Source organism: Skermanella aerolata KACC 11604 (assembly GCF_000936425.1).
Lineage (GTDB): Bacteria > Pseudomonadota > Alphaproteobacteria > Azospirillales > Azospirillaceae > Skermanella > Skermanella aerolata.
On record NZ_AVFK01000023.1, the window covers coordinates 113369 to 130242 of the forward strand.

Here is a 16874-nt window from a genome sequence, read left to right on the forward strand (position 1 = left end):
CGTCGTCTCAACGCGCCGGGTGTGCGGTGTGCTTGGCGGCACGGTCGATCACGTCGGCGACGGCCTTGGGCTGCGTCAGAAAGACGACATGGCTGCCCTTCACCTCCTCGGTGTCCGCTCCCATGCGGTGCGCCGTCTTACGCAGGAGCTTCGGATCGATCGCGCCATCTTCGGTCGCCACGACGAACCAACTGGGTTTGATCCGCCACGCCGCCTGAGTGACCTTGGCCTTGAAGGCGGACATCGCGATCGGCACCTGGGAGTCGCGCATGAATGCCGCGTCGGCATCGCTCGTGTCGCCGGCGAAGCCGGCCTTGAACTTCGGACCGTTCACAAAGCCGAACCCGTCCGACTGCTCCTCGATGACGAAGTCCGGCGGCGGCGGGATCTCGGCGAACTGGTCGAGCGTCGACTCGCCGGCGTCCGGCGCAAGGGCGGCGACATAGACCAAGCCTGCCACACGGGGATCTGCCCCTGCTTCGGTGATGACCGTGCCGCCGTAGGAATGGCCGACGAGGATAACCGGACCATCCTGCCGATCGAGCACGCGGCGGGTCGCCGCGACATCGTCGGCGAGCGACGTCAGCGGGTTCTGGACGATGTTGACCCTGTATCCGCGAGCGGTGAGTTCGTCGTATACGCCCCGCCATCCCGAGCCGTCGGCGAAGGCGCCATGCACCAGCACGATGTTCCTGACAGGTTGTGCCGAGGCGGACGGAAGGGCGGGCTGGGCCTGCACGGCGCTGGCGCCAGCGACGCTGGCAGCGACCGCGAGGGCGGCAATGAGGTTGCGCGTTCTGATGATCATCGGGACCTCCTTCTTATGCAATAAATGTTATCGCGATAAGTAACCTTGTAGCTCAGTCAGCGAGTGTCGTCCAGCATAATATTTATCGTGATAAGAATCTTTACGAGACGTGCTATATAGGTGGCAAGGAGTCCATCATGTCCGCCAAATCCAAACGCCCGCCGCTCCTCGAGGATCAGCTCTGCTATGCCATCTATTCGGCGGGCATGGCCATCCAGCGAGCTTACAAGCCGTTGCTCGACGCACTGGGGCTTACATATCCCCAATATCTCGTCCTCAACCTCCTATGGCACGAGGATCGGCAGACCGTCGGCAGGTTGGCCGAGCAGCTTGCGCTGGAAGCGAGCACCCTCACCCCCCTCCTGAAGCGCCTGGAACTAGCCAAGCTGGTGCAGCGAGTTCGCAATCCCGACAACGAACGGCAGGTGATCGTGGCGCTGACGGACCAGGGGCGTGCATTGGAGGAAAGGGCTGGATGCCTCGGCGAAGCCTTGCTCGAAGCGTCCGGCCAATCCCCCGTGGAACTGGATGACCTCAATGTGAAGGTAAGGAGGCTGCGCGATGGGATCTACAGCCGCATCGGGCGCTGGAACCTCGACCGTACCTGAGAACCTGTTTGCAGATACTTCGAGGTGAATGAGAACTGACGATTGAGAGCTGACGGTCAGGGCTAGCGGCGCTACGGCTGTAACGAGGTCGCTTCGGGTTGTGATCACCCCGTAACATGCGGCCAGCAAGATGTCCCTTCCAGTAGCGAAGAGGATCTTGATAAATGCTGAACACGCGGTTCCAATACATCGTCGAAGGTTTCGGCCTGTACGGCGCGTCCCTCCATCCCACCAATCTTTATCAAATCGAGTACCGTGGATCACGGCGTGGCGTCGATTTTCCCGGTTCCAGGAGTTGGGGCGCCAAGGCAGGAGCGCTTATCACGAAGCTGTGGTCCCACTGGCGCCGCGAGCGCGAGATCGCTCGGCTGACAGCATCCCTGGAACAGCTCGACGACGAGATGCTGCGCGATGTCGGCATCGAACATAAGAGCCAGATCGAATCGCTGATCAGGCATGGCCGCGATTGATGTCGGCTGAGCGGCCTGCGGCCCACAGGGCGAAAATTGAGGCCCTCCGGGGCCTCAATCACTATTTGGAGCGGAAGCGAACTTCACTGGTGGCGTCAGTCTAGGACCAGCGGGCCGACGATGCGCGTCCCATAGCTTTCGACCAGTTCAACCAGTTCGAGGGGCGCTAGGCCGTTCGCCCGGGGGAAAAGGTTTTCGATCCCGCCCGGAGTGAACAGGACCAGCATCCGCACCTGCGACTGGGATAGATTGGCCCAGGCGTGATGGACGCCGGGCGGAACGACGATCGTGGTGCCCAAGCTCGCCTCGCGCTTCTCACCACCGCACACGAAGGTCATCGTGCCTTCAAGGATGTGAAAGATCTCACTTTCCCGATGGAAGTGGAGAGGGGAGCTACAACCCGGCTCGGCGACCGTCTCTATGATAGCCAAGTTTCCGCCGACATCGGAGCTTTGGACATGGATAGCCATGCGCTCACCGGGAATAGTGTCAAACCACTCCCGTTTTTCGGGTGAATTGACGATCGTTTTTGAATGTAGCGTTTTTGAAACGAGGGTGTCTTCTTCAAGCATTCGAATTCTCCTTTGACTGACAATGAAAGCCGGATGGTTCCCGCATTCACCACGCCACTTTCCCAGGCGCCGATTGCGCCATGATTTCAGCCGGGAAAACTCGGATTACAGTCGTAATACATTTGGCCGGACCGGTCATGACGCTGTAATTCCAAGCTGGTGAACTCCATCGGCAGGCGATCCGGTGCCGTTGGCACCTGCGGATCAGCGCCTGCCATTCAGGAGATATCGCCGCCATGACCGATACGATCAGCCGCCCGGCTCCCGTCGGAGCCGAGCCTTTGTTCAACCCGAGGGACCTCGATTTCATCCGCGACCCATACCCGGCCTACCATCGGCTGCGCCGGCACGCAGATCTCCAGTGGGATGCCGCCGGCAAATACTGGCTGGCGACCAACTACGATGCCTGCGCCAATATCCTGAAGGACAAGAGGTTCGGTCGGCGCTACGAGGCGATGATCGAGATGATGTACGGCCGGGACATGATGGGCGAGACGGCATTCCGCCAGATGCGCGCCACCATGCTGATGAGCGAGCCGCCCGACCACACGCGATTGCGCGGCCTCGTGACCAAAGCATTCTCCGCTGCCCGTGTCGAGCGGCTGCGTCCTCGTGTCCGGGCGCTGGTGGCGGAATTGCTGGACAGGCTGGAGCCGCGCGGTTCCATGGACGTGATCCGCGATTTCGCCCATGTGCTGCCGGTCGTCGTCATCTGCGACATGCTGGGCATTCCCGAGGACGACCGGTGGCTCTTCATCGACACGGCGACCATCACCACCCGGATGCTGGACCCGGTGCCGATGAACCGCCTGGAACTCGACGAGGCCAACGCCATGTTCGACGAGCAGGGCTCATATTTCACCGATCTGTTCGAACGGCGCCGCCGGTCCCCCGGCGACGATCTGATCACGGCGCTGCTGGAGGGCGGGGACGAGGGAGGGCTGACGCAGGACGAAATGCTCGCCAATGTGTGGCTGCTGTTCGCCGCTGGACACGAGACGACGCGCAACCTGATCGGCAACGGATTGCTGGCGCTCCATCGCCATCCGGATGAACTTCGCCGCCTGCGCGCCGATCCCGGCCTGATCCCTGGTGCGGTCAACGAGTTGCTGCGCTATGACTCGCCCGTGCAATATGTCGGACGCACCGCGTACGAGGATGTCACGCTCGACGGCGTGACCATATGCAAGGGCCAGCTCGTGCTTTGTCTGGTCGGTGCGGGCAACCGCGACCCCGGAATGTTCGCCGATCCCGACCGCCTCGACATCGGCAGGCCCGACGTCAGGCCGCTGTCGTTCGGCGGCGGCATTCATTTTTGCCTGGGAGCGCAGTTGACGCGGATCGAGGGACAGGAAACCCTGGCTGGCCTGATCGACCGCCTTCCCGGCCTGCACCTGCACGACGTCGACTCCCCCTCCTGGCAGCCCAACTTCGCGATACGCGGCCTGAGGGAGCTGAAGGGTAGTTGGTAACGGGCCTCTGACTTTCCGAGCATCGGATCAAGGCGCGCGCGCCGGCGATCAAGTCCCTGGGCGTGGTGTAGGAGCGCCCAGGGACTTGATCATCAAAGGCCGTGCGTATCGCGGAGCATCTGCGCCGCGCGCTCGCCGATGATCGCGCAAGGTGCCTGTGTGTTGCCCGTGGTCACACGCGGCATGATGGAGCCGTCGGCGACGCGCAGGGCATCGATCCCGTAGACCTTCAGTGAAGCGTCCACTACCGACATGTCGTCGCGCCCCATCTTGGCGGTGCAGCTCTGGTGCCAGTACGTGACGGCGGCGTCGCGGATGAACGCCTCCATATCAGCTCCTTTCAGGTTACCCGGCATCGCCTCGCCACGGACGAAGGGCCGGAATGCCTGCGCATTGCCCAGTTCGCGACAAAGCTCGACGCAGGCGACGGCGGTCTGCATGTCCGCAGGGTCGGACATCATGTTCGCGTCGATCGTGATCGGGGCCAGTGGATCGGCACTTCCCAGGCGCAGCCGCCCGCGACTGGCCGGGTGCGCGAGGCCGGCAAACATCGTCCATCCGTGCAGCGGCACGCCGCGCTGTATCGTTCGGTCGCTGGGTACCGGGAACTCGACCTGGCAGAACAGCAGGTCCGGCGCATCCAGATCGGGACGGCTCTTCCAGTAGAGCGTCGCCTCGCTGCCGCTGTTGCGGGGTGCTATGGGCTCGGCGTAATCCCAGATGCAGCCGAAGGACACATGGTCCTGGAGATTACGTCCCACGCCGGGCAGGTGCTGCGCCACGGAGATCCCGACGCGCGTCAGTTCCTCGCGGTCGCCGATGCCCGAATGCATGAGCACCTTGGGCGTATGCATGGCGCCCAGAGACAGCACGACCTCCAGGCGCGCGCCGATCGTCAGGACTTGATCGCCGCGCATCACCTCGACGCCCACGGCTCGGCGGCCGTCAAGCACCACGCGCCGTACCAAGGTGTCCGTCAGCACGGTCAGGTTGGGCCGGTCGAGCCACGGCCGCACATAGGCGCGATAGAGCGAGTGCCGACGGCCGTCCCGGACCAGCGTATCCGTGATGGCAGCACCGCCCGGCCCCTCCATCATCTCGCCGTTCGGATGGTCGAAGGTGGGAATACCAAGTTCCCGGGCTGCATCCAGCACCGCATGCGCGATCGGGTTCGGGTTGGCCGCCGGCTGGACCCACACCGGCCCTGACGTGCCGCGGAAGCGAGGATCGGGCACTCCCTGCCAGTTCTCGATGGACCGGTAGATGCCGAGGACATTGTCGTATCCCCACGCCGGGTCGCCGGCTTCGGACGCAAAGAAATCCCAGTCACTGCGGTGCCCGCGCGCCCAGACCGTCACATTGACGCTCGACCCGCCGCCAAGTCCCTTTCCCATCGACATGGACAGGGCGCGGTCGTTCAGGTGAGGGTTCGGCTGCGCCTGGAATCCCCAGTCGCGCTCACTGCCAAGATTGAGCGGCCATTGCGCCGGATCGAGCACGGTCTCGGCCTCATCGCTGCCGCCGGCTTCGACCAGCAGTACTTCGGCATGCGGGTTCTCCGCCAGTCGCCGGGCAATCACCGAGCCCGAGGCACCCGCACCGCAGACGATGAAATCGTAGCTCTGCTTCAGCGAAGCCGTCAGCCGCACCTGGTTCTCATGGGCGGCAATGGCGAAATCTCTTTCCTCGCGAAAGGAGGTCTGGGGCGTCATGTGGAATTTCCTTGTGGCAGTGAACGAAGATTGTTCGAAGGAAGCGTGGGCGATGGCGCGTCGGGCTGTGCACGGTGCAGCTCTCGCAGGGCAGGGAAAGGATGCCTGCACCCCGGAGCTATGGAGTCACCCATCCCCCCGAGATGACGCTCTAGCTATCAAATTTATCAGATTTGCCAAAATCAACAATTTGTGATCCAATTACTGCCATATTACGATCGCGCTACTACATTGTTTCATTCCGCAGCAGGGTCTCGACCTGCCTGCGGACAGCCGGCGGGACATCATGGTCAAGACTGACAGGGACATCCTCACCACCACCGAAGCGGCCAAGCTGCTGGGAGTCTCGGTCCGGACTGCGCAGCTGTTGATCGAGGGTGGAACCGTGCGGTCCTGGAAGACACCGGGCGGGCACCGCCGGGTCTATCGCGCCGACATCGAGGCTTTGATCGAAGGTCCCGCAATCGATCCGAACCTGCCTTCGGCGAACGTCATCGGCGGGTCGGATGAGGTGACTTACTCCGACGCCGGGGGCGCCTTCCCGATAGCACCTAACGAGAGCCAGAGGCTGGCCGCCCTGGACCGTTCGGGGCTGCTGGACACGCCGCCTGAAGAGGCATTCGACCGGCTGACCTGGCTGGCCGCCCAGACCCTCGATGCGCCGATATCGCTGATGGCGATGCTCACGCCGACACGGCAATGGTTCAAGTCACGCCTGGGCCTCGATCTTGTGGAAACCCCGCGCAGCTGGGCGTTCTGCAATCACACGATTCTGCAACAGGGCGTTTTCTGGGTGGAAGACCTGTCGGCCGACCCCCGCTTCGCCGCCAATCCCGCGGTGGCTGGCGACGAGGGCTTCCGCTTCTACGCCGGCGCTCCCATCCTCGACAGGGAAGGCTTCGCCATGGGCACCCTGTGCGTCATCGACAACAGGCCCCGCACCTTGAACGAGCGGGAGACGCGGACGCTGTCGGCCCTGGCGGCTCTCGGCTCCACCGAGGTCCGCCTCCGCGGCACCGAGCGCCAGTTGCGGGAGGCTCTCCGGCGAGACTAGACCGTCGGCACCGTCCCTCCATCGATGACGTGTTCCGCGCCGTGGATGGCCGAGGCCCGGTCCGAAGCCAGGAAGGCGATCAGTTCCGCTACTTCCTCGGGCTGGGCCGGGCGTCCCAGGGGGATGCCTCCAAGGGCGTCCAGGATGCTTTGGCGCGCGGCTTCCAGCGTCCCGCCGGTGCTCGCGGCGATCCGGTTAATCAGGGCGTCGGAGGCTTCCGTGTAGATCCAGCCCGGCGAAACGACATTGACCCGCACGCCTTTTGGCCCGACCTCCTTCGACAATGCCTTGCTGTAGGTCGTCAAGGAGGCCTTGGCCGCAGCATAGGCTGTCGTGCTGTCGTACAGCGGCAGTTGCCGCTGGATGGACGAGACGTGAACGACGACGCCCTGGCCGCGTGCGATCATTCCCGGCACCAGGGCTCTGTCGAGCCTCACGGCCGAAAGCAGATTCAGGGCGAGTTCGGCGTGCCAGTGATCGTCCGTCAGAGCCGCAAAGCCCCCACCCGGCGAAGCGGAGCCCCCCAGCACATGCACCAGCACGTCCACGCCGCCGAGGTGCTCCAGGGCAGCCTCGGCAAGTCTCAGGGTTCCGTCAGGGGTGGTCAGATCCGCCTCGACGAGCCGGGCTCCCGCCGGACCGTCGACACCCTTGCGCGCGGCGGTCACGACCTGGGCACCGCCCGCCACGAACCTTTGGACGGTCGCCCGGCCTGCACCCTTGGTACCGCCGGTAACGACGACGCGACGCCCCTGGAACTCGACTGGATCGATAAGGGCGGACATCACGCGATCTCCAGGGCGGCGATCGCTCCGTCGTCGAGCTTGAACCGGACGGTGAAGCGGATGGGGCTGCCGCTGAATTCGCCCGTGGTCAGGCCATTCACCACGACGCAGCCGTCCTGTTCGCTCCAGGCGTCGGGACTGAAGACCGCCCGGTTGTCGATTGTCGCCCCCTGAATCCAGGCCTTGATCTCCTCGCGTCCCTCGTGCCGTCCGCCGTCGTCTCGGACGACCGCGTTCGGCGAGAAGGCCGCGAGCATGGCCTCGGCGTCGAGGCGGGCGTTCGCGTCGACATAGGCGGCGATAGGGGCCGGCAAATTCGCGTCCATGGGTTCTCTCCGGGAATGCGTTGCGTTGGAGAGAAGTTGCTATTAAGCTTTTCGGATGACAAGTACGGACAAAAAAGTAAGGTACTCACCTGAAGGTAAGCGAGCCTCCTACTCGCCTCACTCCGCGGCTCAGAGCGTGCAGAACGTGCTCCGGGTCCTGGAAGGCCGCTGGAAGCTCATCATCCTGTTCCAGCTGTTCGGCGGCCAGGTGCGCCGCTTCTCCGATCTGGAGCGGTCCATCCCCGGCATTTCCCAGAAGATGCTGATCCAGCAGCTCCGCCAGCTCGAGAGCGACGGTGTGGTCGGGCGCATCGTCCACCACCAAGTCCCGCCAAAGGTGGAGTATCACCTGACGGAATGGGGCCAATCTCTATGCCCGGCGCTGGACGCCCTGCTGCTCTGGGCCGAGAACGCGCCTGAAGAGGTCCGGTCGAGCCTTATCCTGGACGTGCCGAGCAGCGAAACGTAAGGAGCGGAGGCGGGCGTCGCGCGGATGTCCCTCGGCAGGCCAGATTACAGACGCAACGCAACTCCCGCTTCCTGAAACAACAGCGCAGCGTTTCCGCCGCATTCTCGGGACTGTCAAACCGACAGGAGCACCGAGCCATGACAAATCGACACGCGCCCGATATTCAGCCGAAACGCGGGCGCGGAGCACTACGGATGCTGGCAATGCTGCTGGCCGTTTCGACAAGCGCCGGAGTGGCGGCGTGGGCATTCCAGTCGACCGCAACAGGTCATGCGGAGGAGCAGGCCCAGTCGATGCCATCAGCAGGCGAGCCGAATGCGGCGGATCAGATCGAACGGGGCCGGTATCTCGTAAATCTGGGAGGATGCAACGACTGCCACACACCGGGTTACTTTCTCGGAAAGCCCGATCCCTCCCGCCGGCTGGCCGGTTCTGACGTAGGCTTCGAGATCCCAGGCACGGGGATCTTCGTCGGCTCCAACCTGACACCCGACCGGGATACCGGGCTGGGCAACTGGACCAGGGAAGACATCATGACCGCTGTTCAGACCGGCGTCAGGCCTGATGGACGCATCCTGGCGCCGATCATGCCGTGGCGCGCTTTCGCTGAACTGACCAAGTCGGATGCCGGGGCCATTGCCGACTACCTGATTAGCCTGCCACCGATCAGCCAGAAAGTTCCGGGACCCTTTGGACCCGATGAGAAACCCAATCTTCTCGTCATGAAAGTCACGGCCCCTGACGGCTCCGCAGAGGGCGGCTGAGGGTTCCGACCGGGTTGCCGCGAAGGCATCCGGAGCGACCGCTGTTCCCTGAAAGTCACTCCAGAGTTCTTCGGATCAAGTCCCCGTGTGCCACTCGTAAGTCCTCACATAAGTGAGGAACGCTCGCATCGCGGCGCTTGGAAGACGACGACTCGGATAATACAGGAACCAGCTGGGTAAGATCGGACTCCAGTCCGCAAGAACCTCGATCAACCTCCCGGCATCGAGATGCGGCTTTGCATATTCTTCGAAAACATGCGCGACTCCCGCGCCCGCCAGGGCCGCTTGCAATTCGTTATGCGCCGAACTGAGCGTAAGACGCCCCTCCGGGTTGATGTCCAACTCTTCACTTCCTTTGCGGAACTTCCATGACACGAGTGTCCCACCCGGAAACCTGCGCCGTATGCAGTCGTGGTGGACCAAATCATGCGGCGTCAGCGGTCGTCCATGCCGTCCGATATAATCCGGTGAAGCCACGATCACGTATCGCAGCGGTAGACCCAGTGGAATTGCAATCATGTCTTTAGCCAACTGCTTGCCGAACCGCACACCGGCGTCGAAAGCGTGCTCCACGATATCGATCACCGCGGCGTCACTGATCAGTTCGATTTTGACCGCTGGGTAGGCCTCCATGAAGTCGAACGCGAGGGGGCATAGAAGATGATCGACGGCGGGAGCCGGGGCATTGATCCGCAACGTTCCCGACGGACTGTCCCTCAGTTCATCGACCTCGGCTATCGCGAGTTGGATATCGCTTAACGCCGGAGCCAGCCGGTCGAGGAGGCGCTGTCCTGCTTCCGTCGGCGATACGCTCCTTGTCGTCCGATTGAGGAGCCGAATCCCAAGCGCCTCTTCCAAGGCATTGATCGTTTGGCTCAAGGCTGATGATGAAACGCCCCGCTTAAGCGCCGCTGCGCGAAAGCCACCACAGCGGACGATCGCCGCGAACACATCCAAACTGTCCAGACGAATTGGGTTCATTGCGAAGCTGATCTAATCATGGTGATCAATTCTACCCATCTTATCCGCGCAATGATGTCGTGTCATGCTTGATCGGTAGTCAACCGTCGCCCTCTGGTCGCTGTCCTTTCACCGGTTACTTTCACGGTCCCGCGGCTGGATGCGGCGAGCAGGCGGGCAATCGTGAAGGGAACCTCGATGAACGCGTTCACTCTGAACAGACGCGCTGTCATGCTGTCCGCCGTCGTCGGCGCATCGACCATGTTCGTTGCCGGCGGTGGCGGCCTTGCAAGCGCACAGGCGACGCCACCGATAAGCGGCAACGCTGGCCATTACCGTTTCCGTGTCGGCGAGATCGGCGCGACGGTCTTGAGCGACGGCGTGATCGGCGGCCCGCCCAGGGTTTATGCGAGCGACGCCCCCGAGACGGAGCTTCGGGAGATTTTGCGGCGCGCATTCCTGCCGGCCGATCACATGACGCTGAACCTGAATACGCTTCTGATCGAAACCGGCGGACGGCGGATTCTCATCGAGGCCGGCGCGGGCACGACCATGGGTCCGAGTGGCGGTCGGATTTTCCAGAACCTGGCGGCGATCGGGCTCGTTCCGGCGGATATCGATGCGATCGTGATTTCTCACACCCACCCCGACCATGTCGGCAACCTCAGAACCGCTGACGGCGGCAAGGCTTTCCCCCGCGCCGCCGTCTTCCTGCCGAAGGCGGACTGGGATTTTTTCTTCCGCACCGATCCAGATCTATCCTACATGCCCGTGCCGGCGGATTTTCGCGTACGCTTCGCCGCCGCGATCAAGAGCAGCCTCGAACCCGTCACGAACGATGTCGAGCTCTATGAAGCGGGCGCTGAGATCGTGCCGGGCCTCACGACGATCGTCGCATCCGGCCACACGCCCGGCATGGCCGCCTTCCTCATCCATTCCGGAAACGATCAGTTGTTGTTGACGGCCGATCTCGCCTATCACCCGGTCGTTAACGTCGACAATCCCTGGCGTCCCGGCCCCGATCGCGACAAGGAAACCGCACTCGCCTCCCGCCGTCGCATCTTCGACAGGGCGGCCGCCGATCGCATTCCGGTGCTTGGTTTCCATTTTCCATTTCCGGGTCTCGGCCGGATGCTGAGAACCGATGGCGGCTACGCCTGGGTCCCCGCAAACTGGCAGTTTTGACGCCGAAATCTGGGAAACGGGAGACCTCTCATGGGCTAGTCCAAGATCGACCGATGCGGTTTTCTCGGCACCGCCGGTGCGGCTGCGACGGGGCTGGCTCCGGCCGATCTAACTGTTCTTCCGCTGGGTCAAGCAGACGCTGAAACTGCGCCACTTCCTGGGCACTAGTGTTCTGATCCAAAAGAATGATTCCCGTTCACACTCGGGCCGTTGTTGTGCCACGGCCCAACCTTCGAAGCAGGAGCCTGTAGGTTGGGCCGTGGCCCAACAACAGCTTGCCATTGCTAGCGGGAGTCAGCCATTTCGGCCATAACACTAGCGAGAACGCCATACGGATCCAGATCACCGGGGCGCTGATCGCCTTCGTGCTGCTGTGGCTCGCCAAGGCCTCTCAGAACACCATCTAAAGCCCACTCACCTTCGCCTGGCTTGTCCGCTCCAACCTGACCCAACGCTGCCGCATCCATCAGCTGCTGCCCAAACCTTGTCAGCCTGAACAAAGACGGGAGCATTGGAAAGCGTAGGAGATGGTGTTGTTGGCGACCGGCAGCACTGGGCTTGAAGATGCAGTCCTGCCCCAAAACTACCTTGGGAAGCGCTACCTTATCCGGCGCAAACACCTTCGACTCCATCGCCTCCCACACTTTGCCATGCTCCCGACTGTTACTGTGTCACTACAGGCATCAAGCCCGCCTTGGTTGCGCCCTCGCGGATAGCGGCCTGCGCCTTCGGCGAGGTCACCGGGCAGTCGCGGATGTAGTTCTCTACCGTGAAGCTCGGGAACTCGGTCCGGATCCGTTCGGCAGCCTTGCGAGCCTCCTCAACCTGCCCAACCTGTTCCTGCGCCATGGCATAGAACATCAGCATCTCACCCCCATCCAGAGGGGCCAGCCGCGACGCTTCTACCGCTTCCTCATATCGTCCGGCGATATACTGCGCGATCACGAGCGCAGGCGTATGCCCCGCCACCCCTGCCGGATCCAGTTCCATGGCGCGACGGGCGATCGGCACGGCCTCGTCCGCCTTCCCGAACAGGAGCGGCAGAGCCCAGGCTGCGGACGACAGTGCGTTGGCGTCACTTGTGCCCATCGCCAACGCCCGGTCGAACGCCTGTTCCGCTCCCTTCTGATCGCCCTCCAGCGCGCTTACCCATCCGACGTGGGTCATCAGATGGGCGTCGTAAGGATCGAGCGCCGCGGCCTTCCTCACACACTCGACATAGGCCTGCACGGCGGCGAGCGGATCGTCGACGAAGCCGCTCGCCGCTGACAGGCTGTAGGCTATACCCAGCATGAGCCACGCTCTCGCGAAGCCGGGATCGATCTCGACTGCACGTGAGAGCAGCCGGATGGCCTCCTGCGTGGAGGCCTTGGTGTACTGGTGCTTCTGCTCCAGGCCGAGCAGGAAGAGATCATAGGCCTCCAAACTTGCCGGCCGCCTCCTGGCCTCCATGCGTCGTACCTCGTGGAGCTTGCCGTACCAGCCGCCGAGCGCGGTTGCGACGTTCCGACCGACCTCGTCCTGGACTGCAAACAGTTCTGCCTCGGGACGGTCGAAGCGCTCCGCCCACAGGTGGCTGCCGCTCGTGGCGTCGATGAGCTGCGCCGTCACCCGTACACGCCCCGCCTCGGCCTGGATGCTGCCCTCGAGCATGTAACGGACGCCCAGTTCTTTTCCGATCTGGCGCACGTCGACCGGCTTGCCCTTGTAGGGCATCGTTGAGTTGCGGGCGATCACAACCAGGTCGGGGCTGCGGACGAGGTTTGTGATGATATCCTCGGTGGTCCCGTCGGCAAACCGCTCCCACCGGGGATCGCCCGAGAGGTTGGAGAACGGCAGGACGGCAATGGAAGGCTGAGTGGGCAAAGATGCCCCGCTGGCCCGAGACGACTCGCGGTTCTGGTTCCACCACCACCAGCCGCCGGCGCTGACCCCGAAGGCGAGGATCAGGGCGAGCGCTGCCAGCGCGGGCTTGAATGCACGGCGCTGTCGCATAGGTTCGGCACGTGCCGCCCCACCACCCGGCACGACGCGCCAGACCTCGACCGGCGTGGCGATGTTCTTGACCCGCTGTGCACCCATCGGGACGAAGCTGACCGCGAGCTTGCGCGCGATCTCCTCGTGGACCCAGCCCGAGACGCAGATCCCGCCCGGCTCGGCCAGACCTTCCAGTCGGGCGGCGACGTTGACGCCGTCACCGTAGATGTCGTCACCTTCGATAATGACGTCGCCGGTGTTGATGCCGATGCGGAGCCGGATGCGCTCCGCCTCGGGCAGATCCTGCTCCAGACCGGCCATGCTCTGCTGAATGGCGACGGCACAGGCGACCGCGTCAACAACGCTGGCGAACTCGCAGAGCGCGCCGTCGCCCATGAGCTTGACAATGCGGCCCCGGTGCTCGGCCAGGAGCGGCTCGAAGAGCTCCCTGCGGTGTGCCTTGAGGCGTTCGAGCGTGCCCTGCTCGTCGCATCCCATAAGTCGGCTGTAGCCGACTACGTCGGCCGCCAGGATGGCAGTGAGTCGTCGCTCGACCCGCGTCGTCGCCATGGTCGTCGTCCTCCCTCCTCCAGGCAGATCGGTTGTTGAAGTCTACGGTTCCGCTCCGCCGGCCAATGTCCGAAACCTGAAATGCTGACCAAATGAACCAGATGGCCGGATCGGCCACACCGACTTACTGATCCGGACAGCGTGACCTGTTCAGGGCAGCGACGGTCATGGCGAACGCTCTCAAGGCTTGACTGTGGCTGCATACGACGATGGCACCCTGCTGCGGCTGCGGCAATCGGTGCGGTAGAGTATAGCCACCGACCTGTCCTTATGCTCAAACCGCAGAATAGAGCATTCGCTACACAGTACACGCGAGTGCAAAAATGTTCCGCTTTGCCGACACCTTCTCGGCAGGGGATGGTCTTCATGCCTTACAGTGTGCTCGATGGCGCCCTGAACTGAGAGATCTTCCGCGCATATGTCGGACAAATCCTCGCCCCGTCACATGGCAATGACGTGCCAGATGCGGGATGCCGTCCATTTCATCACGCCGACAGACGGTAGAAAATCGCTCGCCGCGAGGCAGCTCCGAAAGCCGCTATGCTTTCGGAGCAGACAGCAGCGTGTTTTGGGCCGGCGCCCGCCTCAAGGGCGCGCCGCACCACTCGACACTGTCGCGCCGCTCTTGATCCGGCCACCAGCCCTGCAAGCGCAATCGAACTGAAGGAGCTCGACAACGGTTACCAGCTTGACACCAAAAACCCCATACAGGCAATTATCGAAAATTAGCCATAATAGCTTTAATTCAACATAAACGCGCGTTGATTTGGGGACAGCCGCGAGGTTGGGGGAGCTGGGCTGAACAGGGTATGACTGACCTTGCCGGCGGCCAAGGCCACCTTCGCCTTGAAAGCCGGTGTGTGGTTCCGATGTGGTCGTGTGGTCATTGCTTCTCTTGTGCGGCACGCATACTGGTGCGGCACGCATACTGGCCGCTTTCAGGCAAAAACTCCACTTACCCCGATGTCCAAGTTTCCCGAGCCAGCTCTAACCCCAGGGCCAGCCTTCGCCTGCCAACCCATCCATTCTGCCTTGCTACACCAACGCTATAGTTACAGTCAATACTTTATGCACAGTAAAAATTATTCTGCCATGAAGTTAATGAGTGACCATTGTCACATCATGCGTTCATTGCTTGTGAGAAAAAGACACGGGACATCGAGTGGAAGCACACATCGAAAATAGGTTTGGCAAGTGGGCTGATCTTTCAAAAATGTCTCTAATAGGATCACCAAATAGCTTTATAAAATGGTATATTGATTGAAGAACAGTCCTGGCGCCATTCAATAGTAAAAAACAGTTCTCATTTCAAATCAATGTCTGTTTGTAGATGTCAGGTGCTGATTTGCTGGGTCAACAGTCAGACCAGATTGTCCTAGTGAGATACGGTTTTTTTAGCCTCATCGGCTCTCTGCACGCGTAGGTTCAATTCAAGTTGTATAGGAGAGAACTGACTATGGCATCTGGAGCCAAGAACGTTGATGAGGTATTAGGCCCGACTGAAGAAATACTAACAAGAGGGTACCGAATATCAGTTGGAGCTGAACCCGAGACGACAGACGCGGTCGTGTACCAAGTCGCCGTATACACTGGCGATATACCTGACGCAGGATCAGACGCTGACATCTGGCTGTGGATCGACGATACAGCCGGCCGATCCGATTGGCGACATCTCGACAGTGCCGACGACAAAGTCGCATTATAGTCCTGTCGCCAAAGACCTGTAGTTTCCCCTTTGCTTCCGGCTGAGTAGGATTTCCTCAGCTGACGGTAGCTGGCCTGTTTTAGTAACCATCGTGTTGCATGCCCTTGCAAAAGCAATGAACTTTTAAATATCTAAGAGATCTTCTGATAATTTACAAAACATACATCCTGTTACGACCAGATGTCTTGTGGCAAACAATAGGTTGTTTATTCAGGCATTTATCAAACGGGATCTAAGTCCGTACGCTGTATGTTGATATACCGCCGTTTTGACGATGGTAAATCCTCAAAAACCTGAGGAGCCTGCAATAGCGTCTTCTAGTTTGGAAAGCGAAAACTTCAAGATGAACTTGTTCACTATCCCGACAAACCAATGAATGGAGAACATCATGGTTCAGTTATATCTCCGAAACATACATTGCCATGAGGAAACGGATGAGGTTGGAGCCGATGAGCCTTATGTGCTAGTGACCGCCGTAAACCTCGCATCTTCCATACCTGTACAAGGCTTTCCCGTTCCTCTGCCGGCATTTGATGTCGTTCGATACGGATTTGACGATGTTGATGATGAAGAGACGCACCCAGCGCCCGGCTCATCCCAGTCGTTTTGGGGCATTAATGGGCAACCATCTCCCTTGAGTGATCCGGACAATGCCATTTTCATCGTGAGTCTCATGGAAAATGACGATGGCGACCCCGAGGCTTTGCGTGGAGTCATTAAAGGCATTGTCGGTGGATCGATTTTGGGCAGCCTGACTGCTGATCGAGGCACCAAGGTCGCGGCGCTTCTGCGCGATATTAACTCCGCGATGGGCACTCCAACGGGTGCGCCAAACTTCGACGATAAGATCGGCATTGCGGAACTAAGGTTCTCGGCGGACGAACTGGTGCGTGCCGAGGCAGGCCAGACCATCCAGAAGTCGATCAACATAGAAGGTGATGGCGGTCGCTACGAGCTCTTATTCGAAGGCCGCAATTTTCAGGCTAGCAGATGGTCGGGTGTCGCGGACAATTGGCGTTCGCTGGGTGGGATGTTTCCTGTCGGCGCGCCCGTGACCGCGGTTTCAAGAAAGCCCGGTCAGCTCGACTTGTTCGTTTGCGGCAATGATGGCCGTGTCTATACGTCGTGGTGGTCGCAAGGTCAGGATTGGTCCGGCATCAATGACAACTGGCGGGCGATTGGTGGTTTCTTCCCGGCGGGGGCAAAAGTAGCCGCGGTCGCCCGGACGCCGGATAATCTCGACCTGTTCATCTGCGGCAACGATGGCCGTGTCTACACGTCGTGGTGGTCGCAAGGTCAGGACTGGTCCGGCATCAATGACAATTGGCGCTCCATTGGCGGCGTCTTCCCAGCGGGGGCGCCTGTGGCGGCGGTCGCCCGGACGCCGGACAATCTCGACCTGTTCATCTGCGGCAATGACGGCCGTGTCTACACGTC

16 protein-coding genes are annotated in these 16874 nt (G+C 61.4%); 9 read left to right on the forward strand and 7 right to left on the reverse strand.

The window, feature by feature from the left end; genetic code table 11:
- Window positions 1–7: 7 nt before the first annotated feature.
- Window positions 8–808 carry an alpha/beta fold hydrolase gene (locus tag N826_RS24190; protein ID WP_044432969.1) on the reverse strand — a complete coding sequence of 267 codons (801 nt, stop codon included), beginning with the start codon at window positions 806–808 and terminating at the stop codon, window positions 8–10.
- Window positions 809–945: 137 nt separating this feature from the next.
- Here N826_RS24190 and N826_RS24195 point away from each other — a divergent pair, with 137 nt between their 5' ends.
- Both N826_RS24195 and N826_RS24200 read left to right on the forward strand, forming a co-directional pair.
- Window positions 946–1416, forward strand: a complete 471-nt coding sequence (locus tag N826_RS24195; RefSeq protein ID WP_044432970.1) for a MarR family winged helix-turn-helix transcriptional regulator — start codon at window positions 946–948, stop codon at window positions 1414–1416.
- Between the two features lie 164 nt (window positions 1417–1580).
- On the forward strand, window positions 1581–1886 hold the full coding sequence (locus N826_RS24200; RefSeq protein WP_044432971.1) for a YjiS-like domain-containing protein: 306 nt from the start codon (window positions 1581–1583) through the stop codon (window positions 1884–1886).
- A 95-nt stretch (window positions 1887–1981) separates the two neighbouring features.
- On the opposite strand, the gene N826_RS24205 is transcribed toward N826_RS24200, so the two are convergent.
- Window positions 1982–2458 (reverse strand): cupin domain-containing protein, encoded by a 477-nt coding sequence (locus N826_RS24205; RefSeq protein ID WP_044432972.1) that lies wholly within the window; start codon window positions 2456–2458, stop codon window positions 1982–1984.
- 236 nt (window positions 2459–2694) lie between these two features.
- Here N826_RS24205 and N826_RS24210 point away from each other — a divergent pair, with 236 nt between their 5' ends.
- The gene (locus N826_RS24210) at window positions 2695–3930 is read left to right on the forward strand and encodes a cytochrome P450 (protein WP_044432973.1); all 1236 of its coding nucleotides are present in this window, start codon (window positions 2695–2697) and stop codon (window positions 3928–3930) included.
- 92 nt (window positions 3931–4022) lie between these two features.
- Here the strand turns inward: N826_RS24210 and N826_RS24215 are convergent, their stop codons facing one another.
- Window positions 4023–5642, reverse strand: a complete 1620-nt coding sequence (locus tag N826_RS24215) for a GMC family oxidoreductase (RefSeq protein ID WP_044432974.1) — start codon at window positions 5640–5642, stop codon at window positions 4023–4025.
- 286 nt (window positions 5643–5928) lie between these two features.
- Between N826_RS24215 and N826_RS24220 the strand changes: the two genes are divergently transcribed.
- A complete protein-coding gene (locus N826_RS24220; RefSeq protein ID WP_044432975.1) occupies window positions 5929–6696 on the forward strand; it encodes a GAF domain-containing protein in 768 nt (255 codons plus the stop codon).
- On the opposite strand, the gene N826_RS24225 is transcribed toward N826_RS24220, so the two are convergent.
- Together N826_RS24225 and N826_RS24230 are read right to left on the reverse strand one after the other, a co-directional pair.
- Window positions 6693–7481: an SDR family oxidoreductase gene (locus N826_RS24225; RefSeq protein WP_044432976.1), complete on the reverse strand. Its 789-nt coding sequence runs from the start codon at window positions 7479–7481 to the stop codon at window positions 6693–6695. The two genes, N826_RS24220 and N826_RS24225, sit on opposite strands and share 4 nt — an antisense overlap.
- On the reverse strand, window positions 7481–7807 hold the full coding sequence (locus tag N826_RS24230) for a nuclear transport factor 2 family protein (RefSeq protein ID WP_044432977.1): 327 nt from the start codon (window positions 7805–7807) through the stop codon (window positions 7481–7483). The genes N826_RS24225 and N826_RS24230 overlap by 1 nt, the downstream gene beginning before the upstream one ends.
- 136 nt (window positions 7808–7943) lie before the next feature.
- Between N826_RS24230 and N826_RS24235 the strand changes: the two genes are divergently transcribed.
- Window positions 7944–8276: a winged helix-turn-helix transcriptional regulator gene (locus tag N826_RS24235; protein WP_211099368.1), complete on the forward strand. Its 333-nt coding sequence runs from the start codon at window positions 7944–7946 to the stop codon at window positions 8274–8276.
- Window positions 8277–8413: 137 nt separating this feature from the next.
- Entirely contained in the window at window positions 8414–9040 is a 627-nt protein-coding gene (locus tag N826_RS24240) for a cytochrome c (RefSeq protein ID WP_211099369.1), read from the forward strand.
- 75 nt (window positions 9041–9115) lie between these two features.
- Here the strand turns inward: N826_RS24240 and N826_RS24245 are convergent, their stop codons facing one another.
- Window positions 9116–10021 carry a LysR family transcriptional regulator gene (locus tag N826_RS24245; protein ID WP_044432979.1) on the reverse strand — a complete coding sequence of 302 codons (906 nt, stop codon included), beginning with the start codon at window positions 10019–10021 and terminating at the stop codon, window positions 9116–9118.
- 177 nt (window positions 10022–10198) lie between these two features.
- Between N826_RS24245 and N826_RS24250 the strand changes: the two genes are divergently transcribed.
- Together N826_RS24250 and N826_RS45785 are read left to right on the forward strand one after the other, a co-directional pair.
- Window positions 10199–11185 carry an MBL fold metallo-hydrolase gene (locus N826_RS24250; protein WP_044432980.1) on the forward strand — a complete coding sequence of 329 codons (987 nt, stop codon included), beginning with the start codon at window positions 10199–10201 and terminating at the stop codon, window positions 11183–11185.
- A 275-nt stretch (window positions 11186–11460) separates the two neighbouring features.
- On the forward strand, window positions 11461–11592 hold the full coding sequence (locus tag N826_RS45785) for a hypothetical protein (protein ID WP_280178465.1): 132 nt from the start codon (window positions 11461–11463) through the stop codon (window positions 11590–11592).
- 256 nt (window positions 11593–11848) lie between these two features.
- On the opposite strand, the gene N826_RS24260 is transcribed toward N826_RS45785, so the two are convergent.
- A complete protein-coding gene (locus tag N826_RS24260; RefSeq protein WP_052831947.1) occupies window positions 11849–13732 on the reverse strand; it encodes an adenylate/guanylate cyclase domain-containing protein in 1884 nt (627 codons plus the stop codon).
- 2093 nt (window positions 13733–15825) lie between these two features.
- On the opposite strand from N826_RS24260, the gene N826_RS24265 reads away from it, so the two are divergent.
- The coding region (locus N826_RS24265) for a PLL family lectin (protein WP_211099370.1) at window positions 15826–16874 on the forward strand (1049 nt) is incomplete at its 3' end.